Source organism: Rhizobium sp. RAF56, from assembly GCF_052113965.1.
GTDB lineage: Bacteria > Pseudomonadota > Alphaproteobacteria > Rhizobiales > Rhizobiaceae > Rhizobium.
Genome location: NZ_JBFRDU010000018.1, coordinates 1 through 26,593, shown reverse-complemented (window position 1 = coordinate 26,593; position 26,593 = coordinate 1). Strand labels below are relative to the sequence as shown.

Below are 26,593 nucleotides of genomic sequence, written 5' to 3'. Positions count from 1 at the left end.
CATTCCATGTCGGATGCGGTGAACAAATTTCTCGGCGATTCGCCCGGCCGCACGTTGGTGAAGCTTATCGTCGTTTCGCTGATCGTCGGTTTCGTGATGCGGGTGTTCGGCTGGCAGGCGTGGGACCTGATTGCGGGCATCCGCCGTTTCGTGCTGGAGCTCTGGCATTCGGGCTTTGCAGCGCTTGGACATTTCGGCGACTATCTCCTCCTTGGCGCGAGCATCGTCGTTCCGCTTTTCGTCATCCTCCGCGTCTTCAACTTCCGGCGTTGACCCCATGAGCTTTCAATCCAAGTCCACTACGCGCCGCAACGTGCTACGGTTTGCCGCCCTGACGTTTGCCGCCGGTGTCGCCGGCTGCGCGACGCGCGTCGCGCCCAGCAAGGTCGCCAATGTACCCGGTGCGGACCAGACGGCCGCGGCATTGCCGATGGTGAATGCGCTGCGCGCCAAGAACGGCCTGCCGCCGGTGCATGCCGATCCCGCCGCGACGGCCGCCGCCCTCTATCAGGCGAAACGCATGGCGAACGCCGGCAGCATGCGGCACCTGATGGGCATCGGCGACAATTTCGGCGATCGCGTCAAGGCAAGCGGCGTGAGGCTGCCGGCCGCCGAAAACATCGCCGCACATCAGGGCGATGTGGGCGCGGCGGTGACGGCCTGGATCAATTCGCCGCACCACCTGCGCAACATGCTCGGCAACTATTCAGGCATTGGCGTCGCCGTTGCGCACAATCCCTCTTCCGGTGACACGCCCTATTGGGCGATGGTCCTCTCCACCACATAAGCGAGCCGTCTCGCCGGGAATTGAGCAGCCGAGGACTGGAATGGATCAGGTGGCAACGGGAAAAAACGCGCTCGCCTTCGAGGTCACGCACCGCCTGGTCCTGTCGATCGCCTTGCCTATGACGCTCGCCTTCATGACGACGCCGCTCCTCGGCCTCGTCGATACCGCCGTCGTCGGGCGGATGGGCGAGGCTGAGGCACTCGCCGGCCTTGCGATCGGTGCGGTGCTTTTCGACCTCATCTTCGCCAGCTTCAATTTTCTGCGCTCATCGACGACGGGGCTGACAGCGCAGGCCTTCGGCCGGCGCGACGCGCATGAGCAGCAGGCGGTGTTCTGGCGGGCCTTCCTCTCGGCGCTTGCCTGCGGCGGGATGATGCTCTTGCTCTCTCCGATCCTCCTCTGGCTAGGCCTGAAGCTGATGGGGCCGCAAGGCGGCGTGGCGGAGGCGACGCGTACCTATTTCTCGATCCGAATGCTCGCGGGGCCGGCCGCGCTTGCCAACTATGCCATTCTCGGCTTCGTGCTTGGTCGCGGCCAGGGTCACATCGGGCTCATGCTGCAGACGCTGATCAACGGCATCAACATCGTGCTTGCGATCGGGCTCGGGCTTGGCCTCGGCTGGGGCGTCGCGGGCGTCGCCTGGGGGACGATGATCGGCGAGACCGCCGGGGCGCTTGCCGGCCTTGCGATCGTGCTCAAGGGCTTCTCCGGCAATCCCCGCCCATCGCGCGCCGAGCTTTTCTCGCGCGAAAAACTCGCCCAGCTCTTCGCGCTCAACCGCGATATCCTGATCCGCACCTTCGTGCTCTTGGCAGCCTTCACGCTGATGACGCGCATCGGCGGCAGCTTCGGCGCCGTCACGCTTGCCGCGAACGCCGTGCTGATGAATTTCTTCCTGCTCTCCGGCTATTATCTAGACGGGCTGGCGAATGCCGCCGAGCAGATCACGGGCCGGTCGATCGGGGCCACCTATCGCCCGGCCTTCGACCGTGGGCTCAAGCTGACGACGCTGTGGTCGTTCGGGCTTGCGGCCCTGGCGACGCTGTTCTTCCTCCTTGCAGGCCCGGCGCTCATCCGGCTGTTGACCACGGCAGAGGATGTGCGCGCGGCAGCTTCGACCTATCTTCCCTGGGCGGCGGTGACGGGGCTCACCGGGGCGCTCGCGTTTCTGATGGATGGGGTCTTCATCGGGGCCACCTGGTCGCGCGCGATGCGAAACCGTATGCTGATGTCCTTTGCCGGCTACCTTGCGGCGCTCGCGCTCTTCGTGCCGGCCTTCGGCAATCACGGCCTGTGGCTGGCGATGAACGCCTTCCTGCTGTTTCGCGGCTTCTTCCTGGCATACGACCTGAAGAAGCGTGCCGATCAGACCTTCTTGGCGGCCCAGTAGTCGAGCCTGGTGTCGCGCAGATCGCGGATCGAGGCGGCGCGCTCGCGATCCATCAGCCTCGACAGCCCGCCGACGATGCGCGCCGGCAGGCCGGGCCCCTCGTAGACCATGCAGGAATAGAGCTGCACCAGATCCGCGCCGGCGCGGATCTTTTCCATCGCCGTTTCCGCCGAGGACACGCCGCCGACGCCGATGATCGGAAGTGCCGGGCCGACGCGCTTGCGCATCTTCGCCAGCACCGCCGTCGATTTTTCAAACACCGGCTTGCCGGAAAGGCCGCCCGTTTCCTTTGCTTGGACCGCGTCTTTCAACCCGTCGCGCGCAAGCGTCGTGTTGGAGACGATGAGGCCGTCGAGGTCGTGCGCCAACGCTTCCGCGGCGATGTCGTCCATGCCCTCCTCCGTCAGGTCCGGGGCGATCTTCAGGAAGACCGGCACCTTCCGGCCGGCCTTCGCCGCTTCTTCGTCACGGGCCGAAAGCACGGCCAGGAGCAACGCCGCCAGGCTTTCACGCCCCTGAAGGTCGCGCAGACCGGGCGTGTTCGGAGAGGAGATATTGGCGGTGAAATACCGAGCGACCGAGTAGAAGCGGCGGATGCCCGCCACATAGTCGGCGACACGGTCTCCGCTATCCTTGTTGGCGCCGATGTTGACGCCGATGATGCCTTGCCCACGAATGGCGGCCAGCCGCCGATAGGCCGCCTCATGACCTTCATTGTTGAAGCCAAGGCGATTGATGACGCCTTCATCCTCGACGAGGCGGAAGATGCGCGGTCGCGGATTGCCCGACTGCGGCTTCGGCGTGACCGTGCCGATTTCCGTAAATCCGAAGCCGAGTTTCAAGAGCGCTTCCGGCACCTCGGCGTTCTTGTCGAAACCCGCCGCCATGCCGAGCGGGTTTTCAAAGCGGATGCCGGCTACCGTTTGGGCGAGACGTTGGTCGGGGCGCACTCGGCAGGTGGGAACCACGCCGGATTTCAGCGCCGCGATCGAAAGCCCGTGCGCCGTCTCGGCGTCGAACAGGAACAGGCCGCGGCGGCCGAGCGTCTTGAAGGCGTCGATCATTCGCCGAGCTCCGGAAAGATGTGGGCGCCGTCGGCGCCGATCGGCAGCGGCTTCTCCCATAGAACGGCCGAAACCGGCAGCGCTGCGTAGAGATGCGGGAAGAGATCGCCGCCGCGCGAGGGCTCGAACACGAGCTTGTCGCCAAGTTTTGCGGCATCGACAGCAACGAGGAGCAGGCCCGCCTGTCCGGCGAAATGGCGCGCCGCCGTTTCCCTTGCCTGCGGGGCCGTGGAAAAATGAATGTAGCCGTCGGTCAGGTCGATCGCGGCGCCATGAAAAACGCCGGTTTGTCTGGCTTCCTGCCAGAGCGCATGCGGCACGATCTTGTAAACGACGGGCGTCACGGTCATCATCCCCTGTAGCAAGACTGTTTCTGCCAGCGCTTTGCCGAAAAGCGGCGCCGATGTCCACGGCCGGAGGCAAAGAATTCGGCCCGCGACGTCGAATTTCCGGAGGATGACATGAACACGGCAATCTCGATCGCCTTTCTGACCCTTCTTCTGCCGGCATCGGCGATTGCAGCCGAAGCCGACCCGTCGCGGTTCCAGCTGGAGCGCAGCGGCGATCATTTCGTCCGGCTCGACCGGCAGACCGGCGCCATGTCGGTCTGCGAGGACAAGGACGGGGCGCTGGCCTGCCGCATGGCCGCCGACGAGCGTGCCGCCTACGACGAGGAACTCAACCGGCTGGCCGACCGGGTAACGGCGCTCGAAAAGTCGGCCGCCGTGAAACCCAACCTGCCGAGCGACGCCGAGGTCGACCGCACGATCGGGATCATGGAACGCATGATGCGCAGCTTCATGGGTATGGTCCGGGAATTCCAGGGAGAGGAAGAAAAGGACAAGACACTTCCGCAAAAGACACGCGCGATCTATGAATAGCATTGCGTCGATTTTTGCGGGATAACCGCTCTGCGCCGCGGACCGGCCCTTGGGAGGGGGCTTGGATGAACGAACAGACCATCATCATCGCCGACGATCATCCGCTGTTTCGCGATGCCCTGCGCCAAGCGGTCGGCGGCATGGAGGGCGCCCGCGCGATCGTCGAAGCCGGCGATTTCGAAGCCGCGCGTGAAGCCGCCAAGACCAATCCTGACGCTGACCTCATGCTCCTCGATCTCGCCATGCCCGGCATTAGCGGGTTCTCCGGGCTGATATCATTGCGCGCGGAGTTTGCGAGCCTGCCGATCGTCATCATTTCGGCGACGGACGATTCGCAGACCGTGAGGCGCTCGCTCGAGCTCGGCGCCTCCGGCTTCATCTCCAAATCGGCCGATATCGACGAGATCCGCCGGGGCATCCAGACCGTGCTTGCCGGCGATATCGCCACGCCCCCATCCTACCAGGAGGGGCGGGAGCTGGACCCGGAGATCGCCGATCTCATCCGCCGGCTGCAGACGCTGACGCCTCAGCAAAGCCGCGTGCTGACCATGGTGAGCGAAGGGCTTCTCAACAAGCAGATCGCCTATGAGCTTGGCGTGTCGGAAGCAACCATCAAGGCCCACGTGTCCGCGATCCTCCTGAAGCTCGACGTCGACAGCCGCACCCAGGCCGTCATCCAGCTCAGCAAGATCAACATGGCGCCGGCTTGAAGCGTCTGCCGCATTCAGCAACGGTGGATACAGGATTTTATTCCTGCTTTACTCTTTACGCATCCGTGGTCCTCCGCTAGTCTCGGCGTAATCTTCAAATCGGATCCGATTTGACGAAAGGACTATGCGCAGAGCCACGAGTACGGGCTGCCAAGCGACCGTCTTTCCAGGGCTGAGCAATGCTGTCACACGACCAGATTTGGGAAGCGATCGATCGGCTCGCCGAGGAGCATGCCCTGACCTCGTCGGGCCTTGCCCGCCGTGCCGGCCTCGACCCGACCTCCTTCAACAAATCCAAGCGGCTGAGCCAGGATGGCCGCATGCGCTGGCCCTCGACGGAATCGATCGCCAAGATCCTCGACGCAACGGGCGCCTCGATGGAGCAGTTCCTGGGGCTGATGCCGCCGCGTTCGGTTCCGGGCAGACTGCCGGACGGCGCATTTCCCCCGCAGACCGGTTCGATCCCGCTCCTCGGCTTTGCGCAGGCCGGCGCCGGTGGCTTCTTCGACGATGGCGGCTTTCCCGCCGGCCAAGGTTGGGATGTCGTGGAGTTTCCCGCACCGCCGGCGCAAAAGGCCGGCGTCTATGCGCTGGAGGTGCAGGGCGACAGCATGATGCCGCTCTATCGCGACGGCGATGTGCTGATCGTCGAACCCGGCGCGCAGATCCGGCGCAACGACCGTGTGGTCGTGAAAACGCGCGAGGGAGAGGTCATGGCCAAGGTGCTGCTGCGCCAGAGCGCGCGCTCGATCGAGCTGATGTCGCTCAATCCCGAACACCCAAATCGCATACTCGATCTCAAGGACGTGGAGTGGACCGCCCGGATCATCTGGGCCAGCCAATAGGAAAGTTTTCTCCCATGCGCCGAGCCGCCTTGTTGACAGGACTGGTGGGAATGGCAGCAGTCGCGGCGATGGTCGGCATCGGCGCCGAACACTTCCTGCGCGACCGGAACGGCACCGGAAACGAAGCCGGCGAGCCGCCGACCCAGGCAGCGCCCGAACCCGAGGCCCCCGCCCGCAACGGTGCCGAGGCGCTTTTTGCTCCGGCGCCAATCGAACGGGGCGCGCGCCTGGCGCCAAGCAAGCCAGTCGATCTTATCCCGGTCGATCTCGCCAACCTTCTCGTCGAACGTGCCGGCGTGCTGACGGTCGGTGACCGCAGGCTCCAGCTTTCCGGCGTAACACCTACGGACCCGGCTCGGACGTGCACCGATGCGGACGGCCGGCAGTGGCCGTGCGGCACGGTCGCGCGATCGGCGTTGCGCAGTTTTCTGCGCGGGCGCACGCTGACCTGCGACCTCCCCGGAGAGGACTGGCAGGGAACGGTCACCGCGCAATGCCGATACGTAAAGGTCGACATCGGCCAATGGCTCGTCAAGAACGGCTGGGCGGAGGCTGAGCCCGGTTCGCCGCTTGCGGGCGCCGGCGACGAGGCTCGCAACGCCAGGCGCGGCATCTATGGCGACGGTCCGCGCAAGGGCGGTCCATCGACGCTGGCGCCGACGCCGGCAAAAGAGGATCCCCTCAATCCGATCTGAGCGTTGAATGAAGCGCGCCGCCCTTGCCACGAGCCGCAGGGCTTTCTACTCTCCCCTCTCAACAATGCTCACAGGGACCATCATGAACCATCCGCTGACCACGCATGAAGCGCTCATCTACGTCATGGTCATGGCGTCCGCCGTCGACCGCACGATGAACGACCGGGAACTCGGCCGGATCGGCGAGCTGGTTCAGGTGCTGCCGGTATTCAAAGGCTTCGACGAGGACAATCTGATCGCGGTGTCCAGGGACTGCGCCAAGCTCCTTGCCGGCCCCGAAGGGCTCGACATCGTGCTTGAGACGGTGCGTGACACGCTGCCGGCGCGGCTCTACGACACGGCCTATGCGCTCGCCGTCGAGGTGGCTTCCGCCGACCTTTCCGTCAAGGCGGAGGAACTGAGACTGCTCAGCCTCGTTCGAGACCGGCTTGGCCTCGACAAGCTTACCTGCGCCGCCATCGAGCGCAGCGCGATCGCCCGGCACCGCAAATCCTGACGGCGCAATTCCGGACGGAAAACCGCCTCACACTTTCCTGGAATTGCTTAATAGAGGCCGTAGGGAAAATAGCGCAGATAGATTTCCTGCAGACGGCCGTTGCGCGACAACGTCGCCAACGCATGATTGATGGCCGCTGTCAGGTCGGCATCCTGCTGGCGCAGCATGATGGTCATGCCTTCACCGAGAAACTGCGGCGACAGGTACGGGCCGTCGAAGAGGTCGCAGCATTTTTCAGCCGCGGGCGAGGCGACCCAGAAGGAAAGCTGCAGGCCGTCTGCGAAGATCGCATCGACCTTGCCTTCCTTGACGGCGGCAAGGAGTGCCTCCTTGCTGTCGAAAGGCACCGGTTTGATGGCCGGAAAGAAAGCGGCGAGCATGGCTTCGTGAGCGGTATTCCTCACGATGCCGACCGGCTTGCCGGCGAGCGCCGAGGCGGTCGTCCCTTCAAGCGTGGCGTGAAGATTGCGCACGAAGCGGGCCGGCAGTTCCAGGTAGGGGCGTGAAAAGGCGAAACGTTGCCTCAGTTCCGGCGTTACCGCAAGGCCAGCGATGACCGCGTCGCCCTGCGAGGCGGCAAGGGCTGCCTGAAGCTCCTCGAAAGGCAGCGCCTGGATCTGGCACTTGTCGGCAACGCCAAGTTCGTCACAGACCTCGCGGACGAGATCGACATGAAAGCCTGACAGCTTTCCCGACTGGTCGGAGAAATTGAACGGCGGAAAATCCACGGTCGTTAGAAAGCGCAGCCGAACCAGCGACGATAGGTCAGGCTTCGGCAGGCGCTCGCGCGCGTCGAACAGGATCGGCAGGCCGGGCTGGGCGCGTTGTTCGGCTTGCGCCGCAAATGATACAAGAATGCCCAAAAAAATCACGCAAAGCGTGTATAAACCCTTAAAATGTAGGGGTGAACAATTCGCGCGTCTCACTATGATCCTGCCTGAGCTAGGGGACGTTGCTGCTTGGTAACGGTGTAGCAGAGTGACGCGCTTCGGGGAATATCTGCCGCCGGTGACCTTAGCCGGAGATCAACGACAATCGAGTGCCATCGCGCTCCGGCTGGAGCTACCGGTCGCCGAGGCTCCGCGTGATCCGATGGAGCGCGAGATCGGGGCGCTCCGTGCACTCGGCATTGAGAACGCCGCAATTGCCGGCGCTGCGAATCGCGCGCTCGTGCACGACACGAGCATCGAGCAGGAGCTGCTCGCCGGCGGCCTTCTCGAATGCGATTACTATCGTTCAATTGCGCAAAGCCTTCGACTGCCCTTCATCGAAACCATCGGCGACGGGGCGGTCACCGATAGCGTCGGGCTCGACAGCCAACTCCGCTCGCCGACCATGCTCCGACTGGCGCATCCGCGCCTGCCGCCGACGACCGTAATCGTTCCCGAAGCACGGCGCCTGTCCGATCTCCAAGGGTTGCTCGCCCGCTTTCCGAGCCTGCGGGATTCCCTTGCAATCGCATCGCCGACGACCGTTCGCCGCACCGTCTGGGCAGCGGGCGCCGTCCGGCGCGTCCGCGACACGGTGACCGGCCTCTTTGAAACACAGCCGCGTTTCAGCGCCCGGATCGTCTTTCAGGGAAATCAGGGTTTCTACGCCGGCGTCGTCATTACCCTTCTCGTGCTTTGCCTCGTCGCCGTCCCCGCCAGCGCCCTCGTCGCGCACTTGCTGCTGTCGTTTCTCTATCTCGCCGCGCTGATGCTGCGGGGACACGCGGTCATGCTGAGAAAACGTCCGCGGCCGCCGGTCGTCCCCCATCCGGAAGGGAACCTGCCGGTCTACACCGTCATGGTAGCGCTATACCGCGAGGCGGGGGTGGCGGCCCAGCTGGTGGCGGCACTCAAGCGGCTGAACTGGCCGACCGCGCTCCTCGACATAAAGCTCGTTTGCGAGGCCGACGACCGCGAGACCATCGAGGCACTGGTCGCCCAGGCGCTCGGTCCCCAGTTCGAGATCATCGAAGTGCCGGCAATGCTGCCGCGCACCAAACCGAAGGCGCTGAGCTACGCGCTGGCCGGCGCGCGTGGTTCCTATCTTGCCGTCTACGACGCCGAAGATCGCCCCCATCCCGACCAACTGCGCGAAGCGCATGCGCGCTTTGCCGCCGCGCCGTATCGGGTCGCCTGCCTGCAGGCGCCGCTGGTGATTGCGAATGGCGGGCAGTCCTGGCTGAGCGCGCTGTTCGCGCTTGAGTATGCCGCCCTTTTCCGCGCCCTGCTGCCGATGCTGGCGCGCCATCGCATGCCGCTCCCGCTCGGCGGCACCTCCAACCATTTCCGCACCGAGGTGCTCCGCGCCGTCGGCGGCTGGGATCCCTTCAACGTCACCGAGGACGCCGATCTCGGCATGCGCCTCTATCGCTTGGGTTTCCGCTCGGACGTGATCGAACGACAGACGGTCGAGGACGCGCCGACCGATGCGGGGATCTGGGTGCGCCAACGCACTCGCTGGTTCAAGGGATGGATGCAGACCTGGCTGGTCATGATGCGCGACCCTCGTGCGCTTCGTCGTGAGATGGGCCTTGCCGCTTTCTGCGTCTTCCATCTCCTGATCGGCGGCATGCTGATCTCCTCACTCGCCCATCCGCTGGTGCTCGCCTGCCTTGCGCGTCCGATCGCGGCGATGTTTGTGACACCTGAGAAGGATATGTCGATCGCCGAGCAGATTTTGCTCGCTGTCGATTTCATCAACATCCTCGGCAGCTACGCCGTCTTTCTACTGCTTGGAACGGCAGCGATGATCGATCGGGAAAAGAAGCAGATCGGCTGGCGTTTCGTGACAGTCCCCATCTACTGGATGCTTGTCTCGTTCGCAGCCTGGCGCGCGGTCTTCGAATTGCGCTCAAACCCATTTTTCTGGCACAAGACGCCGCACGAACCGTCCCAGCCGACCGGGATGGCATGAACATCGGGCGCGATCCGAGATCGTGGAAAATCCCTTGCCCTTAGCACGCTATTAAACAATGTCGCTTCTATTCGGGTCGACGGCATCTCCCCTTGCTGCAAGGTATTCCAGGGGCAGACGGCATGACGCTCCGCCGTCGTCACCTTGTTGCAAGGTATTTCAGCCAAAGCACTTGCATTGTCGATTTTCGGCGCGGCGGCCACCCAGGGCCGAGCGCGCCATAAGTCACCACAGCGGACGAACCCATGCTCAACCACTTCAAGATCAAGACCAAGATCCTTGCTGTCGTACTTCTCCTCAGTGCCGTTTCCTTTGCCGGCCTGCTGCACGTCGTCAGCCAACTGAATTTTGCCGATACGCGGTATAGCGGCTTCATTTCCCATGAGGCCTCCGCTTCCCTGGAGGCGGCGCGCGCCAGCGCCTCGATCGTGACCTCCGTGCTCGACACGAGCCTGGTGTTGAACATGGACCCCGCTTCGCCGCAATTTTCCGCCGCCGTCACGGAGCATGACAAGTTCTTCGACCTGGCGCGCACACGCCTGCGCAAGACCGCCGAGCTCGTGCCCGCTCGTCAGGCCGCCGTCGATGAACTTCTTTCCAGCATCGATGAGCTGCAGAACCTCGGCCACGAGGTCATGGATCTTCGCCGCGAGGGCAAGACCGCCGAAGCCGTTGCGGCAATGCCCACCGTCAGCGCCAAAATGGCCAAGGTGGTTCCGCTGATGATCGCCAACAACGACGCGCTGACCAAACTGCTGCGCGACGGCAACGCGGAACTTTCGCAATCCATCCACGCAACGGCGACAAATAGCCTTATCTTCGTCGGCCTGGCAGCGCTTGCGGCGATCGGCCTTGCCCTCTACATCGCCGAGGTGGGCATCGCTCGGCCGATGGCGCGTCTTCGCGAGCGCATGGAAACCTTGGCCGCCGGCGATACCGATGGAGAAATCGCCGGCCTCGACCGGCGCGACGAGGTCGGTCAAATGGCCGCCACGGTCGCGATTTTCCGCGACAACGCGATCGATAGAATGCGGCTCGAAGCCCAGGCCAGGGCCGACCGCGCGCAAAGCGAGACCGAGCGCACCGAGCGCGAGACACGCCAAACGGCGCAAGCCGATGAGCTGCAACGCGTGGTTCAGGCGCTCGGCAATGGCCTGCGCCGGCTTGCCGACGGCGATCTCGTCACGTCGATCGACGTTGCGTTCGCAGGCGAACTCGACGCGCTTCGGCGGGACTTCAATCACTCGCTCGCCAAGCTGAACGAAGCCATGGTGGCGGTCGGCTCGAACGCGCGCGCGATCAGTTCGGGCGCCAACGAGATCCGCTCCTCCGCCGACGATCTTTCGAAGCGGACCGAACAGCAGGCCGCCTCCGTCGAGGAAACGGCAGCGGCGCTGGAAGAAATCACCACGACCGTCAAGGATGCGGCCAAGCGCGCCGAGGAAGCGCGCGAACTCGTGGCCCGCACCCGCCAAGGCGCGGAACGGTCCGGCGTCGTCGTGCGCAACGCCGTCGACGCGATGCATCAGATAGAGAAGTCGGCGACCGAGATCAGCAACATCATCGGCGTTATCGACGACATCGCCTTCCAGACAAACCTGCTTGCCTTGAACGCCGGCGTCGAAGCCGCACGCGCCGGCGAGGCCGGCAAGGGTTTCGCCGTCGTGGCACAGGAGGTACGCGAGCTTGCCCAGCGTTCGGCGAGCGCGGCACGCGAGATCAAGTCACTGATTTCAGCCTCGAGCGCCCATGTCCGCAGCGGCGTCAACCTGGTGGGCGAGACCGGCAGGGCGCTCGACGCCATCGTCGGCGAAGTGCAGGAAATCAACCGCCACGTCCACGCGATCGCCGAGGCAGCGCGCGAGCAGTCCCTTGGGCTGCAGGAGATCAATACCGCGGTCAACACGATGGACCAGGGTACGCAGCAGAACGCCGCCATGGTCGAGGAAAGCACGGCCGCCAGCCACGGACTGGCTGGCGAGGCCGCGGCACTGACCGCGCTGCTTGGCCAATTCAAGGTAAGCGGCGGAGGCTTCCCCACCTCCGCGGCGCCACAAACCCGGGCTCCCTTCGCCGCGCCGCTTGCCGCCGCCACGCGGCAGGCCTACACCCCGGTGAAGGCTGCCGAAGCAGGCAAGACACGCGCCCGCTCATCCCCTGCCCGTGCGCTCGGCCAAAAACTGATGAACGCGTTTGGCGGCAGTACGGCTGCTACCTCCTCATCCAAGGATGCGGACTGGACTGAGTTCTGACCGGAAGCGTCTGACCAGCTAAGAAAGCGAAGGGTGGGACGCGCAGCGTTCCCCCTTTTTTCGCGGCACTCGACCGGGCACGGAGCAGCTGCGCGCTACGCAGCTACATCGGCAATAGGCGGCTCAGTATGCCATTGAAATCATTGGCGAGTTACGAATTTTGGGGGCATGCGTTCGAAGTCGAGTCGGAATCACCTACTATGCGACGCAACATCTCCGTCGCGTAGTGGCCCCGACCGTCCCTTACAACGCGTGACTACCTCAGTCTTCGCTTAGCTGAGCGTAAAGCAGTTTCGCAAGGTACTCTTCCATAAACTGCAATTCGAGATTGCCATTTGCCCAATGTTTATCCGTCTCCCGGAGAGCATCATAGTAGGGCATTCGCTCGTCCCTAATTCGCTCTGGAACGATCTTGTTCCCCGGCAGCAAAGTTCCGGAACGCACGCAGAGAAGGTAATAGCAAACTGCTCTGGCGGTTCTCCCATTCCCCTCAACGAATGGATGTATCCAGTTGAGGCGCCATAAACCGTAGCCAGCGAGTTGAGTGGGACTCAGATTATCCCAGTTCTCGTGAATAAAGGAAATGAACCGATCCATTAAGTCGGGAACCGTATCAAAATGCGGGGGTATATGGTTTCCTACGTAGATAGGCTCTTCGCGGAAGCGCCCGCCGAACTGGGAGATACCTGCGACCGCGGCGTGATTCAACGCCCATAACATATACTTGTCGATCGACGTCGGGCCCTGCTCAATGCCAATTTCAATGAAGTTCGTCAACAAGTCGTACTGGCGGATTAGGTTCTTTTCCAAGAGCGCATTATAGAGTTCTGGATACTGTTTTTCTGTAACCAACATGGCATAAAAAAAGCCTGCCAAAGGCAGGCTCTCCCATAAATGAAGTTGTTACGCGCTAAGCAGCCTTACACTCTGCGAAGCTTGCCGGGCCGAGTCCTTTGTTATCTTGGAACCCTCTGGCGCGTTTCCATATGCAAAACTGGCTCGCTGCTCGATAAGCTGCGCTTCCGATACTTTGTGGGTGCGCGCGCGTTCAAGCAGACGATCCAAATCAGGACGTGCTGGTGCTGGCGTGATGACGGATTTACGAGCGGCCATACTCATTCTCCCCTTGGCATTGCAATTTGTTGCACGAAACAGTTAACAACCCTGCGCCAGCGTAACGGAAGCGACAGTCGTCATGACTAACATTCATCAGAGTTGCTGGTTCCGGCCCACTTAGGTGTTCGATGCTCTGACAGTAGCTGCTTCGGTCTATCTCGCCTAGCAGTTTTTGTGGTCTATAGAACGTCCAAGCTCATGCCAGCTATCGTCGCTTTCATTTTTTTGACACATATGTACACGCTTTGTACTCGGTCGCGGTTTAGCTGTCCAATCACATATAGGCGATGCGCGTGACCGTTTTTAAGCGCTGCAAGCGGAAGGGGGCGAATGATAGCCGCGCCGGCGCCGTTTCTGAGACGGTGGATGCAACTGGCTCCATCTAAATGGCAAGCAAGCCTGCCACCCACACGACAACGAAAATGACGCAGAAGATCAGCCGCAAGATTGCCGGAGCACGTGTTGTAAATCGCCGTGAACCGTCAGTGTAACGAGTGAAACGCCTACCTATCTAACAAATTGAAATCATTGGAGCGGGTGAAGGGAATCGAACCCTCGTATTCAGCTTGGGAAGCTGCTGCTCTACCATTGAGCTACACCCGCGACGTTTGGAGATTTCCAACAGTTCCTTGCCGGTGTCAAGGCGGAAAACGCGGTGGCTCCGGCGTTGCCGCGGTCTGGTCTTTGTGCGCGTCAGGCCGGCCCGCGGGCGCTTCAGCCGGCGGCCTCGATGATGAGGTTGGTGATCACGTCCGGCTGGGAGATCAGCGAAAGATGGCTGGCCTTCACTTCGATGGTCTTCGCCCCCATGCGCTTGGCCATGAACCGCTCGAGGTCGGGATTGATCGTCCGATCCTCGGTCGAAACCGCGTAAAAACTGGGCTTCGAGCGCCAGGCGGCTTGCGTGGTCTTGCCGGCGAGAAGGTCTTTGTGGAACGGTTCCTGTACGGCGTAGAGCACCTTCGCTCTTTCTTCCGGCAGGTCGCCTGCGAAATCGCGCAGGAACGCCTCCTCGCCGAGCCGTCCCTCGTCACCGTCGAAAACGATGCCGGCGGTCGCCGGCGGGGTGGGGAAGGTCTTGGCGAGCGCGGTATAATCCTCGCCGGCGTCCGGCGCGCGCGCGGCGACATAGACCAGCGCCGAAACGTTCGGATGGACGCCTGCCTCGGAGACGATCATGCCTGCAAAGGAATGCCCGACCAACACGGTCGGCCCGTCCTGGCGGGCCAGCACGCGCGAGACCGAGGCGGCGGCTTCAGGCAGCGTCGTCAACGGGTTCTGGACCGCCGTGACGTTGAACCCTGCGGACTGCAGCCGCGCGATCACCTCCGACCAGCAGGATCCATCCGCAAACAGCCCGTGCACCAGCACGACGTTGCGGGCTTTCACGGGGGCTGAGGATGCGGCGAAGCCGACGGTCGAAATCAGCTGCATTGAGCCGGCCGCAAGGGCGAGCGTGAACGTCCGTCTGTTCATCATCGTCGGAAACCTCAAGGTCGATCATGATGCAGAATCGATATGTAGGACCGTGTCCGCTCCTCAAGGGTGCGGCCCGACGATTTTTACTGAGTGCCTGATGCCGTCCTAGACCGTTTTTACGCAATTCCGGACGGAAAACCGTGTCACACTTTTCCTGGAATTGCTCTAAGCGCGCCTGGTGTCAGAGCCTGAAATGCTTCGACAGTTTCAGACCCTGGGCCTGATAGTTGGAGCCGAGGCCCGAGCCGTAGAGGCTGGAGGGCTGTTCCTGCATATGCTCGTAGACGAGGCGGCCGACGATCTGGCCGTCTTCTAGGATGAAGGGCACTTCGTGGCTGCGGACTTCGAGCACGGCGCGACTGCCGCGACCGCCTGCCGGAGCGTGGCCGAAGCCCGGATCGAAGAAGCCGGCGTAGTGCACGCGGAATTCGCCGACGAGCGGATCGAACGGCGTCATTTCCGCCGCATAGAGCGGCGGAACGTGCACGGCCTCGCGCGAGACGAGGATATAGAATTCGTCCGGATCCAGAATGAGTTCCGTGCGGCCGCGGCTATAGAGCGGCTCCCAGAAATCGAAGATGTCGTGCTGGTCTTTTTTGTCGACATCGACGACGGCGGTGTGGTGCTTGCCGCGATAGCCGATCAGGCCGGCCTTGTCGCCGGTAAGGTCGATCGAAAGCGCAATCCCGCCGCCGCTGACATTCGGCCGCTTGGCGGCGACCAGCGTCTCGCGCTCGTGCAGCGCCAGAAGCTCGGGCTCGCCGAGCAGCGCCTGGCCGACGCGGAAGCGGATCTGCGACAGCCGCGAACCGCGCCGCACGACGATCGGGAAGGTGCGCGGGCTGATCTCCAGATAGAGCGGTCCGGAATAACCGACCGGGATCTTGTCGAATTCCTGCGCATAGTCGGTAATGACGCGCGTGAAGATGTCGAGGCGGCCGGTCGAACTCTTCGGATTGGCCGAGGCCGACATGTCGGCCGGCAGGTCGAGCGCTTCCATCAGGGGCACGATGTAGACGCAGCCCGTTTCCAGGACGGCGCTTTCCGTGAGATCGATGACATGCAGGCTCAGCCGGTCGAGCTTGTCCGCGACACGATGCGAGGGGCCGGGCATGAAGCTTGCCCGGACGCGAAATGCCTTGGCGCCAAGCCTCAGGTCGAGGCTCGCCGGCTGGATCTGGTCGCGGTCGAGCGCTTTTTCGCTTCTGAGGCGCCCCGTGTCGAAAAGCGCCGAAATGGCGCGATCCGCCAAGATTCCTGTTTCGCGAGCCATCATGTCCCATCCATATTTTGCCGCCGACAAAACCAAAATCGAGGAATTGACGCAAGCCGTCAACGGCGGTATTGCAGTCTTATCCCGTGGTGATTTGGCCGGTCGGCTTGCAGCCACGTTAAACAAGTGGCTAAAAAGACCGGGGTTGGAACCGGTCTGCTTTCGCGACCGGTTTTTTTGTTTTGAAAGTGGTGATGGCATGAGCAAGACTTGGCGCCCCGCAACCCAACTCGTTCACGGTGGCACGCTCCGTTCGCAATATGGCGAGATGTCCGAAGCGATCTATCTCACACAGGGCTTCGTCTACGAGAACTCGGAAGCCGCCGAGGCCCGTTTCAAGGGCGAGACCGAGGGCTTCATCTATGCCCGCTACGGCAGCCCCACCAACGCCATGTTCGAAAAGCGCATGTGCCTGCTCGAAGGCGCTGAGGAGGGTCGCGCCACCGCTTCCGGCATGGCAGCCGTCGCCGCAGCGGTGCTCTGCCAGGTGAAGGCCGGCGACCATATCGTCGCGGCCCGCGCCGTCTTTGGCTCCTGCCGCTATGTCGTCGAGACGCTGGCGCCGAAATACGGCGTCGAGTGCACGCTGGTCGATGGCCGCTCGCTGGAAAACTGGGAAAAGGCGATCAGGCCGAACACCAAGGTCATGTTCCTGGAAAGCCCGACCAATCCGACACTCGAAGTCGTCGATGTCGCGGGCGTTGCGAAACTCGCCAATCAGGTCGGTGCCAAGCTGATCGTCGACAACGTCTTTGCAACCCCTCTCTTCCAGAAGCCGCTCGAACTTGGCGCGCATATCGTCGTCTATTCCGCGACCAAGCATATCGACGGCCAGGGCCGCTGCCTCGGGGGCATCGTTCTGTCCGACAAGAAGTGGATCGAGGAAGAGTTCCAGGAATATTACCGCCATACCGGTCCTGCCATGTCGCCCTTCAATGCCTGGACGCTTCTGAAGGGCATCGAGACGCTGCCGCTGCGCGTGCGCCAGCAGACGGAGAATGCGGCTGCCGTCGCCGATTTCCTCGCCGCGCATCCCAAGGTCGCAAAGGTCATCTATCCCGGTCGCAAGGACCATCCGCAGGCCGACATCATCGCCAAGCAGATGACCGGCGGATCGACGCTGGTTGCAGTCGAACTGAAGGGTGGCAAGGACGCGGCTTTTGCGCTGCAGAATGGGCTCGAGATTACGCGCATATCCAACAATCTCGGCGACTCCCGCAGCCTGATCACGCATCCGGGAACCACCACGCACAAGAACCTGACGGAAGACGCTCGCGCCGAACTTGGCATCTCGCCGGGCACCGTCCGCTTCTCCGCGGGCATCGAGGACACCACCGATCTCGTCGAGGACTTCGCCCGCGCGCTTGACAAGGTGTCGGCCTGACCGAACACCCGGCGGCTCGCGAAAGCGGCCGCCGATCGCCAAAAAAGACGCGCTAATAGTCAGGTTAACCCTGAATTTTAGCGTTAACAGTCGGTAAAGCTCCCGCAGCGTACTGTTCTAGAATGATTCGCCAACGATTTCTTGACGGGCGGCTCGGCCTGCGGCTATCGGTTGGTGTGTCAAAACTAGGCCACTCGCATATGTATCGCGCCCTAACACGAGGCATCGAGGTCGTCGTCGAACCGTTTTATCTGGAGGAGCAATCCGATCCAGACGACGATCGCTATGTCTGGGGCTACCGCATCGTCATTTCGAACAATTCGGTGCTGACGGTGCGACTGGTCAATCGATACTGGCACATCACCGATCAGAACGGCCAGGTCGACGAAGTCAGTGGCCCGGGCGTCGTGGGTGAACAGCCGAGGCTGAAACCGGGCGACACTTACGAGTATTCCTCCGGCTGCCCGCTCGATACACCATCGGGCATGATGTTCGGCCATTACCAGATGGAAACCGACGAGGGCGAACTGTTCGACGTCGCCATTCCGGCCTTTTCGCTCGATACGCCGGGCCTGCTACGCACGCTGAACTAGAGCAGATCAGCTTTTCTTTGAATCGCAGATCCGCTCTATCTTTTTGTTTTCACGAGCGCCTGCAATTGCCTCGGCAAGCGTCCGGCTATTCGGCCTCGGCGCTGACTTCCGCCGCCTCGAAACGATAGGTCGTCGAGCAGAATTCGCACGTGACCGCGATCTCGCCGTTATCCTGGGCCGCTTCGATGTCGTCGGCGGACAGGCTCTTCAGCACGCCCTTCAGCCTGTCGCGCGAACAGCTGCAGCGGTCGACTACCGACTGCGGTTCGAAGACGCGAACGCCGCGTTCGTGAAACAGGCGGAACAACAGCCGTTCCGTGCCGACCTGCGGGTCGGTGAGCTCATCCGCATCGATCGTCTCGACCAGCGAGCGGGCTTCGGCCCAGGCATCGTCCTCGATGCTGCCGGTTGCAACGATATCGCCATCGCCGCCATGGAGGTCGGGCTGGCGCATGCGTTCGGGCGCCTCGGGCAGGAACTGGGCGATCAGGCCGCCCGCCCGCCAGCGATGACGCGGCTTGCCCGCCGCATCGCGGTCGAAAAGCTCGGCAGCACTTAGCCGCACCCGCGTCGGGATCTGTTCCGACTGACGGAAATAGACGCCCGCGATCTCTTCGAGAGAGCGGCCGTCGAGCGGCACGATGCCCTGGTAGGGTTGCGAGTAGCGGCCCTGGTCGATGGTGAAGGCAAGCACGCCGGCGCCGAGCAGCTGCTCCGGCTCCGTTTCGCCGGCTGCCACGGCGCGCTCCAGCGCTTCCGCGTTGAAGCGAGCATAGGCGCGGACGTTTTCCGGCGTCGCGAAATCGGCGACCAGCATGTCGACCGGCCCGTCGCTCCTGGTCTGCACGGTGAACTTGCCGTCGAACTTCAGGGACGTGCCGATCAATACCGTCAGCACAACTGCTTCGGCCAGCAGCCGCGCCACCGGCTCGGGATAATCATGCCGGGCAAGAATGGCATCGAGAAGCGGACCCAGCTGGACGGCGCGTCCGCGCACGTCCAGGGCTTCCACCTGAAAAGGAACGACATGGTCATCCCCGGCAAAATCGAATTGGCCGAGCGATGCGGCACTTTCCGCCATATATCCTACTCCTAGTCCTTGGGCGCAGGTTGCCGCCCGGAGGCTGCGGCGCGCCGCAGCCTGAATTAGATCACACCCAGGCACCATGCCAGAATAGATTTCTGCGCATGCAGGCGGTTTTCCGCCTCGTCGAACACTACGGATTGCGGGCCGTCGATCACCTCGTCCGTCACCTCCTCGCCACGATGGGCGGGCAGGCAATGCATGAACAGCGCCTGGCTGTCCGCGTGCTTCATCAGCGCCGGGTTGACCTGATAAGGCTGGAAGATGTTGTGACCGCGCGCCCGGTGTTCCTGGTTCATGGAAACCCAAGCATCGGTAACCACGCAATCTGCGCCGGCAACCGCGCGCTCGGCCTCGTGGCAGAGCAGGATGTCGGCGCCCTCGTTGCGGGCCCAGTTCAAATAGTGATCCTTCGGCTCGGAACCAAGGGGTACCGCCATCGTCATGCGATAGCCGAAGCGGGCAGCGCCTTCGACCAGGGAATGCAGCACGTTGTTGCCGTCGCCGGTCCAGGCGACCGTCTTGCCCTTGATCGGGCCGCGATGCTCCTCGAAGGTCATGATGTCGGCCATGATCTGGCAAGGATGGGTGTCGTCGGTCAACGCGTTGATGACGGGCACCGTCGCATACTCGGCAAGCTCCAGCATGCGGTTGTGATCGGTGGTGCGGATCATGATGGCGTCGACGTAGCGCGACAGCACCTTCGCCGTGTCGCCGATCGCCTCCGCCCGGCCGAGCTGCATTTCCGTGCCCGAGAGAAACAGCGTCTCGCCGCCGAGTTGCCGCATGCCGACGTCGAAGGAGACACGGGTGCGGGTCGAGGGTTTCTCGAAGATCATGGCCAGCATCTTGCCGGCAAGCGGCTTGCCGGACGTGCCAGCCTTGGTCGCCTGCTTGCGGACCTTCGCGTCCTCGATGATGCTGCGCAGATCGGCAGCGGCGACCGCGGAGAGATCGAGGAAATGCTTTGGGGATGCCATGATCTGTCTATGCTCCAAAAAAATAGGGCGCCCGCAAGGGCGGGCGCTCCGGGCAACCGCCCGCAATCAAGCCGATTTCAGTGCCCTTGCCGCGCGCAGGCTCTCAACCGCCCTTTCGAGCCGCGCCAGCCCATCGCGGGCCTCCTCGGCGGTGGTGACGAGCGGCGGCAGCAAACGCAGGACGTTGTCGCCGGCGGGCACACCGAGCAGATGCTCGGCGCGGATCGCCTGAAGCAGCTCGGCCGACGGAACCTTAGGCTTGATGCCAAGCATCAAGCCTTCGCCGCGCACGTCCTCGATCAGATCCGGATAACGGTCCTCGAGCGAGGCGAGGCCTTGGCGGAAGACGAGCGCCACGTCGCGGACGTTCTGAAGAAATCCATCGCTCAGGACCACGTCGAGAACGGCGTTGCCGACAGCCATCGCCAGCGGGTTGCCGCCGTAGGTGGAGCCATGCGTGCCCGCTTTCATGCCCGACGCCGCCTCGGCGGTGGCGAGGCAGGCGCCAAGCGGAAAACCGCCGCCGATGCCCTTGGCGACCGCCATGATGTCCGGCGTGACACCCGACCATTCATGGGCAAAGAGCTTGCCGGTGCGGCCGACGCCACACTGGACCTCGTCCAGGATCAGCAGCAGACCGTGCTCATCGCAGAGCGCGCGCAGCGCCCGCATGAACTCCGTGGTCGCCGGGCGAATGCCACCTTCGCCCTGGACCGGCTCGATCAGGATCGCCGCCGTCGCCTCCGTGATGGCGGCCTTGACCGCCTCGATATCGCCGAACGGAACCTGATCGAAGCCCGGGGCCTTCGGGCCGAAGCCTTCGAGGTATTTTTCCTGGCCGCCGGCAGCGATCGTCGCGATCGTACGGCCATGGAAGGCGCCTTCGAAGGTGATGATGTGGAAGCGCTCAGGATGACCCTTGGAGAACTGGTAGCGGCGCGCTGTCTTGATCGCGCATTCCAGCGCCTCGGCGCCCGAGTTGGTGAAGAACACCTTGTCGGCGAAGGTCGCCTCGGTCAGGCGCTGTCCAAGCGTCTCCTGGCCCGGAACTTCGTAGAGGTTCGACAGGTGCCAAACCTTGTCCGCTTGCGCCTTTAGAGCATCCACCAGGTGCGGGTGGCCGTGACCGAGCGAACTCACCGCCACGCCCGCGCCGAAATCGAGATATCGCTCGCCGTTTTCCGCGATCAGCCAGACCCCCTCGCCTCGCTCGAACCGCAAGGGCGCGCGAAGATAGGTATCATAAAGCGGCGTGGCTTCAGCCATGGCGCGGGTCTCCCGGTCAGCTCGGACGGAGGTGCCGTTCTCGTCGAATGGGCACCGCCAAAGGTTCAAAAAAATGCCGTGTCTCGGCGCCAAAAAATCAAAATGCCGCCTTTCGGCGGCCGGGTCGCACTATTTCCTTTTTGCACCGCGATGTCAACAAAACTGCGGTGTTCGCAAGTGCGTCAAACCGTCTGCGACGGGTGCAAAACCTCAACGGGTTTCATTGCAAAAATGCCACATAAACCAGCAAGTTGGGGAAAACCCGAAAATCGAATCGTTGAGATTCCTCCGACTCTTGCCACCGAGTCAGCCTGACACTAGGTTAAGCGTTAATTACTAGACTGCATGCGGCGGAACTAGTCACCACAATTTTACAGCGTTTTGGGCTTCGATGGCAATCGAGGCAGTGGCGAGGGATTCTGCCGAGAAACGCGACAGGCGGAGACAGGGGCATGAACTGGACAGACGAACGCGTCGAGAAGCTCAAGAAGCTATGGTCCGAAGGGTTGAGCGCCAGCCAGATCGCGGCGCAGCTCGGCGGCGTCAGCCGTAATGCGGTCATCGGCAAGGTGCACCGTCTGAGCCTGCCTGGGCGGGCGAAGGCGGGCGGGACCGCCACGCCGGCGCGGGCGGCGCAGAAGCGTACGACTTCTGCGCCTCGCGCGCCGAACTACGCCTCTCGCGTCACGACGCGCACGGTCACCCGCCAGCAGGGCGCGACCATGCTCAAGGAAGAGATCGAGATCGTCGAGGAGATCGAATACCGTCCCGCCTCCAACGTCGTCGTTCCGATTTCCCGCCGGCTCGGCCTCACGGAGTTGACGGAGCGCACCTGCAAATGGCCGGTCGGCGACCCGCTGAAGGAAGACTTCCATTTCTGCGGCTGCGACAGCCCGGATAACTCTCCCTATTGCGGCTACCACCAGCGCCTCGCCTACCAGCCAGTGAACGAGCGCCGCCGGGCCGCCGCGCACTGAGCGCCGCTTCCGATCTCTGACGAACAAAAAACGGGCCTCGCGGCCCGTTTTGCATTTTGGCGGTTCGAAGGCGCTTTATGCTTCCATGGAATAGCCCGCACCGCGCACGGTACGGATCACGTCCGGCATGTTGGAGAAGTTGAGCGCCTTGCGCAGACGCCCGACGTGGACGTCGACGGTGCGCTCATCAACATAAATGTCGTGGCCCCAGACGCCGTCGAGCAGCTGCGAGCGGGAGAAAACGCGGGCGGGCGAAGACATCAGGAACTCGAGGAGACGGAACTCGGTTGGACCGAGGCGCACCTCCCGGTTCTTGCGATGAACGCGGTGGGTCTCGCGGTCAAGTTCGATGTCGCCGCAGCGAAGCACCGTCGAAAGCACTTCAGGCCGCGCACGGCGCAGCATGGCCTTGACGCGGGCCATCAGTTCGGGCGTCGAGAAGGGCTTCACCACATAGTCGTCGGCGCCGGTGGAGAGCCCGCGCACCCGCTCGCTCTCCTCACCGCGCGCAGTCAGCATGATGATCGGCAAGCGCTCCGTCTCCGGCCGCTGACGCAGCCGGCGGCAGAGTTCTATGCCGGAGACCCCCGGCAGCATCCAGTCGAGGATGAGAAGGTCCGGGGTCCGCTCCTGTAGGCGGATTTCCGCCTCGTCACCTCTTAGGATCGTATCGACCTCGAAGCCCTCGGCCTCGAGGTTATAGCGCAGGAGGACGCTCAGAGCTTCTTCGTCTTCGACGACGGCAACTTTCGGGATCATTCGCTTTTCGCTCTTTTCGATATTCGCGGGCTTACTCGGTCACGGCGCCGACGGTATTCGCCGTGTCGTCCTTGGGGCGCTCGCCTTCCGGCTGGCTGCCGGTCGCCATGTAATAGATCGTCTCGGCGATGTTGGTCGCGTGGTCGCCGATGCGTTCGATGTTCTTGGCGCAGAAGAGCAGATGGGTGCAGGTCGTGATGTTGCGCGGATCTTCCATCATGTACGTCAGCATCTCGCGGAAGAGCGAGGTGTACATGGCGTCGATTTCCTCGTCGCGCTCACGGATCGACACGGCCTTGTCGGGCGAACGCGTCGTATAGACGTCCAGGACTTCCTTGAGCTGGACCAACGCCAGCTCCGCCAGGTGCTCGAAGCCGCGGGCAAGCCGGCGGGGAACGCCCGTGCCCTGCACCGCGATGACGCGCTTTGCGGTGTTCTTGCCGAGGTCGCCGACGCGCTCGAGATCGGCGGCGATGCGGATGGAACCCATGATTTCGCGAAGGTCGGCCGCCATCGGCTGCCGGCGGGCAATGGTCAAGATCGCCTTGTCGCCGACCTCGCGTTCGGCGTGGTCGAGGATGACGTCGTCGGAGATCACCTTCTGGGCCAGTGCCGTATCGCTCTGCACGAGCGCGCGGACGGAATCGGCCACCATCTGCTCGGCCAGGCCACCCATTTCGGAGATGCGGCGCGTCAGGAACTTCAGATCTTCGTCGTAAGCTGTAAAGATATGGGTCGAAGGCATTCTTCTATCCTCAAGGTAAGAGAAGGCGCTGGGCAGACAGACCAGGCCGCAGCGCGCGGCGCGTCATCTCGATCTGCGTGCGCGAGGCAAAAATCGGAGTGACACCCGGCCAAGCTGCCGGAGCAAAGGACAAGGGCACCGATGCGATGGAAACGTTGCTGACAGTCATCCGTGTTCCTTCGTGGGACCTGAATTGTGTGAGCCGACAACGGGCAGGCTGCGCATATTTCAGCGTCCTTCCATAGCGGTCCAAGCACCGACGTTTTATGTCAGGCGAATGAAACAATTATGACAGTCCAAAGTGTTGAAATTCAAGCATGAAAACAGCGCGCTATGGATCGGCGGCACGGTCTTTAGAAGCGCACGGTAAAGTCGGTTCCCTTGCCCACCTCCGATTTGACGATCAGCCGGGCGCGATGTCGCGTGAGAATATGCTTGACGATCGCCAGTCCCAGCCCCGTGCCCTTCTTCGACCGGCTGTCGGCGACGCTGACGCGATAGAAACGCTCGGTGAGCCGCGGCACGTGCTCGGCATCGATCCCCGGTCCCCTGTCCGAGATGGTCACTTCGACGGGCGCTCCAGGCCCGTTCGTCACGGAGACGTCGACGACCTTGCCATCCTGCCCGTACTTGCAGGCGTTTTCGACGAGGTTTTCGAACACCTGAACGAGTTCGTCGCGATCACCGAGAACTTCCGCCTTGCCGGCCGGCAGGTGCAGTTTGATGTCGACACCGACCTCCTGGGCAAGCGGCATGAGGGAGTCGCGGACGTGACCCAGCAGCGGCACGATGTCGACCAACTGATCCGGCGCGATATGAGACTTCAGCTCCAGCCGCGAGAGGGACAGGAGATCGTCGACGAGGCGGCTCATGCGCGTCGCCTGGTCGAGCATGATCCCCAAAAACCGCTCCTGCGCCTTCGGGTCGGCGCGTGCTGGCCCCTGGATCGTCTCGATGAAGCCACGAAGCGAGGCAAGCGGCGTGCGCAACTCATGGCTCGCGTTGGCGACGAAATCCGAGCGCATGCGGTCGATGAGACGCAACTCTGAAATATCCCGGAAGGAAAGCACGAACAGCGCGTCCGACGCCCCGTCGCTTGCAGCCCCGACCGGCGCGATGCGCGCGATGTAGACCCGTTCGGAGGGAAGCCGCTCAGCGTGCTCGATCTGATTCGGCCGTCGGGTGGCGATCGTCTCGTTCACCATGTCGAGGATGCCCGGCGAGCGCAGTTTAGACGAAAGGTGGGCGCCGACCGGGAACGAGCCGAACGCCTTTTCCGCCGCCGCGTTCTGGATGACGATCGAGGCATCGCTTCCAATCACCAGCACCGGTGCGTCGAGCGCGGCAAAACCGGCGGCAAGCGCTGACACCATGCTTGCCCCGTCCTCAGGCGTCGCGTGCGTCTTGACGGAACCCGGCGCATCCACCGTCAGGGGCGGACGCGCCAGAATGGCTGTCCCGAATATGATCCAGAGGCCGATTGCCGCCAAGGCATTGGCGCCTTCCACAACAGCGAGCAGGGCGATGAGGGCCGCGAGCAAAAGAAGCGTCCAGTCATGGCGCAAGCGCCCGATAAGCCTTTTCTGAAACGATAGATCCTCTTCCAAATGCTTTTCGCCGCTCCAACCGTTCGCAATTCAAGATTCGCCTGAATACCGCGCATTCATGACAGCAGTTTTCGCAGTTATCCACAACGCGTCGAAATGGAAAGGGAACGTCCGACGCTTGCCAAGACGACCGCGGCAGTGATTACCTGCCTTTGACGCTCATTTGCCGCCCGTCAATACGGCCGGCGGGACATGAACAGGAGGACGCTGATGGATGACGCCAAGGCAAGCCGCGCGGTCGAACTGCATATCCACGGCAAGACACGCCTGTTCGACGTCGACGATCCGGTCCTGCCCGACTGGGTCAAGGACGGCGCTCTCGGCTCCGGCGGCTATCCTTACAAGAAGAAAGTGAAGGATGAAGACTATCTGAAGGAGCTGGCGCCCTTGCAGGCCGAGCTCGTGAAGGTCCAGTTCTGGCTGCAGGCGACCGGAAAACGTGTGCTCTCGCTCTTCGAGGGACGCGACGCCGCCGGCAAGGGCGGGGCGATCGCCGCGACCTCCGCTCACATGAACCCTCGCCTTGCCCGCGCCGTGGCGCTGACCAAGCCGACGGAACGCGAACAGGGTCAGTGGTATTTCCAGCGCTATGTCGCACAGTTTCCAACCGCGGGCGAATTCGTCCTCTTCGATCGCTCCTGGTACAACCGGGCCGGCGTCGAGCCCGTCATGGGCTTTTGCACGGACGAACAGTACGAGCACTTCCTGAAGCAGACGCCGCTGATCGAGAATATCATCGTCAACGAGGGCATTTTCTTCTTCAAATTCTATCTCGACATCGGCCGCGAGATGCAGCTCAAGCGCTTCCACGACCGGCGTTTCGATCCGCGGGCGATCTGGAAGCTTTCCTCGATGGATATCGCAGCACTCGGCAAGTGGAAGGATTACAGCGAAAAGCGCGACCGGATGCTGAAGGAGACGCATACCGACTATGCGCCCTGGACGGTCGTGCGCGCCAACGACAAGCGCCGCGCCCGCCTCAATCTCATCCGGCACATACTGATGACGCTCGACTATGACGGCAAGGACAAGGCAGCGGTCGGCGAGATCGACGAGAAAATCGTCGGATCCGGCCCGCATTTCCTTAGCTAGACCGTTTCCGTTTTTCTTCGAAACCACAGTACACGACTCAAGTTTGGCTGAAGCGTTTTGGGCARGCGGTTGTCCATGCGAGTTCAGCGTTTTTGGGCTGATGGATGATATGGTTTCGCAGGGCATCGAAACCGATGCGGAACCAGGATTTCTCCCGTCTGCCATGGCTTTTTCGTTTGATGGCAGCCATGCGCATTTCGGTGGATGCGGTGCG

The 26,593-nt window shown here is 62.7% G+C and carries 26 protein-coding genes, 1 tRNA gene and 1 riboswitch; of the genes, 14 read left to right on the top strand and 13 right to left on the bottom strand.

Going from position 1 to position 26,593, the window contains the following annotated elements; all coding sequences use genetic code 11:
* Positions 1–6 precede the first annotated feature (6 nt).
* Genes AB4048_RS16545 through AB4048_RS16535 form a run of 3 tightly spaced genes read left to right on the top strand, consistent with a single transcriptional unit; the run spans position 7 to position 2,177 of the window.
* Positions 7–273 (top strand): DUF6460 domain-containing protein, encoded by a 267-nt coding sequence (locus AB4048_RS16545; RefSeq protein ID WP_442203070.1) that lies wholly within the window; start codon positions 7–9, stop codon positions 271–273.
* Between the two features lie 4 nt (positions 274–277).
* Positions 278–787, top strand: a complete 510-nt coding sequence (locus AB4048_RS16540) for a CAP domain-containing protein (RefSeq protein ID WP_442203069.1) — start codon at positions 278–280, stop codon at positions 785–787.
* A 40-nt stretch (positions 788–827) separates the two neighbouring features.
* The gene (locus AB4048_RS16535) at positions 828–2,177 is read left to right on the top strand and encodes an MATE family efflux transporter (RefSeq protein WP_442203068.1); all 1,350 of its coding nucleotides are present in this window, start codon (positions 828–830) and stop codon (positions 2,175–2,177) included.
* Here AB4048_RS16535 and AB4048_RS16530 read toward each other — a convergent pair.
* Complete coding sequence (locus AB4048_RS16530; RefSeq protein WP_442203067.1) at positions 2,153–3,241, bottom strand: quinone-dependent dihydroorotate dehydrogenase; 1,089 nt, start codon at positions 3,239–3,241, stop codon at positions 2,153–2,155. The genes AB4048_RS16535 and AB4048_RS16530 overlap by 25 nt on opposite strands.
* Positions 3,238–3,594 carry a DUF952 domain-containing protein gene (locus AB4048_RS16525; protein ID WP_442203148.1) on the bottom strand — a complete coding sequence of 119 codons (357 nt, stop codon included), beginning with the start codon at positions 3,592–3,594 and terminating at the stop codon, positions 3,238–3,240. Before AB4048_RS16525 ends, AB4048_RS16530 begins: the two co-directional genes overlap by 4 nt.
* A gap of 108 nt (positions 3,595–3,702) precedes the next feature.
* Between AB4048_RS16525 and AB4048_RS16520 the strand changes: the two genes are divergently transcribed.
* From AB4048_RS16520 to AB4048_RS16500, 5 genes are all read left to right on the top strand, one after another.
* Complete coding sequence (locus AB4048_RS16520; protein ID WP_442203066.1) at positions 3,703–4,122, top strand: hypothetical protein; 420 nt, start codon at positions 3,703–3,705, stop codon at positions 4,120–4,122.
* Between the two features lie 65 nt (positions 4,123–4,187).
* On the top strand, positions 4,188–4,832 hold the full coding sequence (locus tag AB4048_RS16515; RefSeq protein ID WP_442203065.1) for a response regulator: 645 nt from the start codon (positions 4,188–4,190) through the stop codon (positions 4,830–4,832).
* A 179-nt stretch (positions 4,833–5,011) separates the two neighbouring features.
* Positions 5,012–5,677 carry a S24 family peptidase gene (locus tag AB4048_RS16510; protein ID WP_442203064.1) on the top strand — a complete coding sequence of 222 codons (666 nt, stop codon included), beginning with the start codon at positions 5,012–5,014 and terminating at the stop codon, positions 5,675–5,677.
* A gap of 50 nt (positions 5,678–5,727) precedes the next feature.
* A complete protein-coding gene (locus AB4048_RS16505) occupies positions 5,728–6,372 on the top strand; it encodes a thermonuclease family protein (protein WP_442203063.1) in 645 nt (214 codons plus the stop codon).
* An 82-nt stretch (positions 6,373–6,454) separates the two neighbouring features.
* Entirely contained in the window at positions 6,455–6,868 is a 414-nt protein-coding gene (locus AB4048_RS16500) for a tellurite resistance TerB family protein (RefSeq protein ID WP_442203062.1), read from the top strand.
* A 47-nt stretch (positions 6,869–6,915) separates the two neighbouring features.
* On the opposite strand, the gene AB4048_RS16495 is transcribed toward AB4048_RS16500, so the two are convergent.
* Positions 6,916–7,740: a transporter substrate-binding domain-containing protein gene (locus AB4048_RS16495; RefSeq protein ID WP_442203061.1), complete on the bottom strand. Its 825-nt coding sequence runs from the start codon at positions 7,738–7,740 to the stop codon at positions 6,916–6,918.
* Positions 7,741–7,846: 106 nt separating this feature from the next.
* On the opposite strand from AB4048_RS16495, the gene AB4048_RS16490 reads away from it, so the two are divergent.
* Together AB4048_RS16490 and AB4048_RS16485 are read left to right on the top strand one after the other, a co-directional pair.
* Entirely contained in the window at positions 7,847–9,772 is a 1,926-nt protein-coding gene (locus AB4048_RS16490) for a glycosyltransferase family 2 protein (protein WP_442203060.1), read from the top strand.
* Positions 9,773–10,017: 245 nt separating this feature from the next.
* Positions 10,018–12,024: a methyl-accepting chemotaxis protein gene (locus AB4048_RS16485; RefSeq protein WP_442203059.1), complete on the top strand. Its 2,007-nt coding sequence runs from the start codon at positions 10,018–10,020 to the stop codon at positions 12,022–12,024.
* Positions 12,025–12,285: 261 nt separating this feature from the next.
* On the opposite strand, the gene AB4048_RS16480 is transcribed toward AB4048_RS16485, so the two are convergent.
* The 4 genes from AB4048_RS16480 to AB4048_RS16465 all read right to left on the bottom strand — a co-directional run bounded on the left by AB4048_RS16480 (position 12,286) and on the right by AB4048_RS16465 (position 15,895).
* Positions 12,286–12,900 (bottom strand): Fic family protein, encoded by a 615-nt coding sequence (locus AB4048_RS16480; protein WP_442203058.1) that lies wholly within the window; start codon positions 12,898–12,900, stop codon positions 12,286–12,288.
* A gap of 769 nt (positions 12,901–13,669) precedes the next feature.
* Positions 13,670–13,743: transfer RNA gene (locus AB4048_RS16475), tRNA-Gly, on the bottom strand.
* A 111-nt stretch (positions 13,744–13,854) separates the two neighbouring features.
* On the bottom strand, positions 13,855–14,619 hold the full coding sequence (locus tag AB4048_RS16470; RefSeq protein ID WP_442203057.1) for an alpha/beta fold hydrolase: 765 nt from the start codon (positions 14,617–14,619) through the stop codon (positions 13,855–13,857).
* 181 nt (positions 14,620–14,800) lie between these two features.
* On the bottom strand, positions 14,801–15,895 hold the full coding sequence (locus AB4048_RS16465) for a 2'-deoxycytidine 5'-triphosphate deaminase (RefSeq protein WP_442203056.1): 1,095 nt from the start codon (positions 15,893–15,895) through the stop codon (positions 14,801–14,803).
* Between the two features lie 73 nt (positions 15,896–15,968).
* Positions 15,969–16,047: riboswitch (SAM riboswitch) on the top strand.
* Positions 16,048–16,091: 44 nt separating this feature from the next.
* Here AB4048_RS16465 and AB4048_RS16460 point away from each other — a divergent pair.
* Both AB4048_RS16460 and apaG read left to right on the top strand, forming a co-directional pair.
* Positions 16,092–17,276 (top strand): O-succinylhomoserine sulfhydrylase, encoded by a 1,185-nt coding sequence (locus AB4048_RS16460; RefSeq protein ID WP_442203055.1) that lies wholly within the window; start codon positions 16,092–16,094, stop codon positions 17,274–17,276.
* Between the two features lie 200 nt (positions 17,277–17,476).
* On the top strand, positions 17,477–17,869 hold the full coding sequence (apaG, locus tag AB4048_RS16455; RefSeq protein WP_442203054.1) for a Co2+/Mg2+ efflux protein ApaG: 393 nt from the start codon (positions 17,477–17,479) through the stop codon (positions 17,867–17,869).
* 85 nt (positions 17,870–17,954) lie between these two features.
* Here the strand turns inward: apaG and AB4048_RS16450 are convergent, their stop codons facing one another.
* From AB4048_RS16450 to AB4048_RS16440, 3 genes are all read right to left on the bottom strand, one after another.
* Positions 17,955–18,950 (bottom strand): Hsp33 family molecular chaperone, encoded by a 996-nt coding sequence (locus AB4048_RS16450; protein ID WP_442203053.1) that lies wholly within the window; start codon positions 18,948–18,950, stop codon positions 17,955–17,957.
* A 65-nt stretch (positions 18,951–19,015) separates the two neighbouring features.
* On the bottom strand, positions 19,016–19,933 hold the full coding sequence (gene argF, locus AB4048_RS16445) for an ornithine carbamoyltransferase (RefSeq protein WP_442203052.1): 918 nt from the start codon (positions 19,931–19,933) through the stop codon (positions 19,016–19,018).
* A gap of 66 nt (positions 19,934–19,999) precedes the next feature.
* A complete protein-coding gene (locus AB4048_RS16440; protein WP_442203051.1) occupies positions 20,000–21,199 on the bottom strand; it encodes an aspartate aminotransferase family protein in 1,200 nt (399 codons plus the stop codon).
* Positions 21,200–21,651: 452 nt separating this feature from the next.
* Here AB4048_RS16440 and AB4048_RS16435 point away from each other — a divergent pair, with 452 nt between their 5' ends.
* On the top strand, positions 21,652–22,176 hold the full coding sequence (locus AB4048_RS16435; RefSeq protein ID WP_442203050.1) for a GcrA family cell cycle regulator: 525 nt from the start codon (positions 21,652–21,654) through the stop codon (positions 22,174–22,176).
* Between the two features lie 75 nt (positions 22,177–22,251).
* On the opposite strand, the gene phoB is transcribed toward AB4048_RS16435, so the two are convergent.
* The 3 genes from phoB to phoR all read right to left on the bottom strand — a co-directional run bounded on the left by phoB (position 22,252) and on the right by phoR (position 25,287).
* The gene (phoB, locus tag AB4048_RS16430) at positions 22,252–22,935 is read right to left on the bottom strand and encodes a phosphate regulon transcriptional regulator PhoB (protein WP_442203049.1); all 684 of its coding nucleotides are present in this window, start codon (positions 22,933–22,935) and stop codon (positions 22,252–22,254) included.
* 31 nt (positions 22,936–22,966) lie between these two features.
* On the bottom strand, positions 22,967–23,680 hold the full coding sequence (gene phoU, locus AB4048_RS16425; protein ID WP_442203048.1) for a phosphate signaling complex protein PhoU: 714 nt from the start codon (positions 23,678–23,680) through the stop codon (positions 22,967–22,969).
* A 353-nt stretch (positions 23,681–24,033) separates the two neighbouring features.
* Positions 24,034–25,287 carry a phosphate regulon sensor histidine kinase PhoR gene (gene phoR, locus AB4048_RS16420; protein WP_442203047.1) on the bottom strand — a complete coding sequence of 418 codons (1,254 nt, stop codon included), beginning with the start codon at positions 25,285–25,287 and terminating at the stop codon, positions 24,034–24,036.
* A gap of 210 nt (positions 25,288–25,497) precedes the next feature.
* Between phoR and ppk2 the strand changes: the two genes are divergently transcribed.
* Positions 25,498–26,379, top strand: coding sequence for a polyphosphate kinase 2 (ppk2, locus tag AB4048_RS16415; protein ID WP_442203046.1), 882 nt, complete (start codon positions 25,498–25,500; stop codon positions 26,377–26,379).
* Positions 26,380–26,593 lie beyond the last annotated feature (214 nt).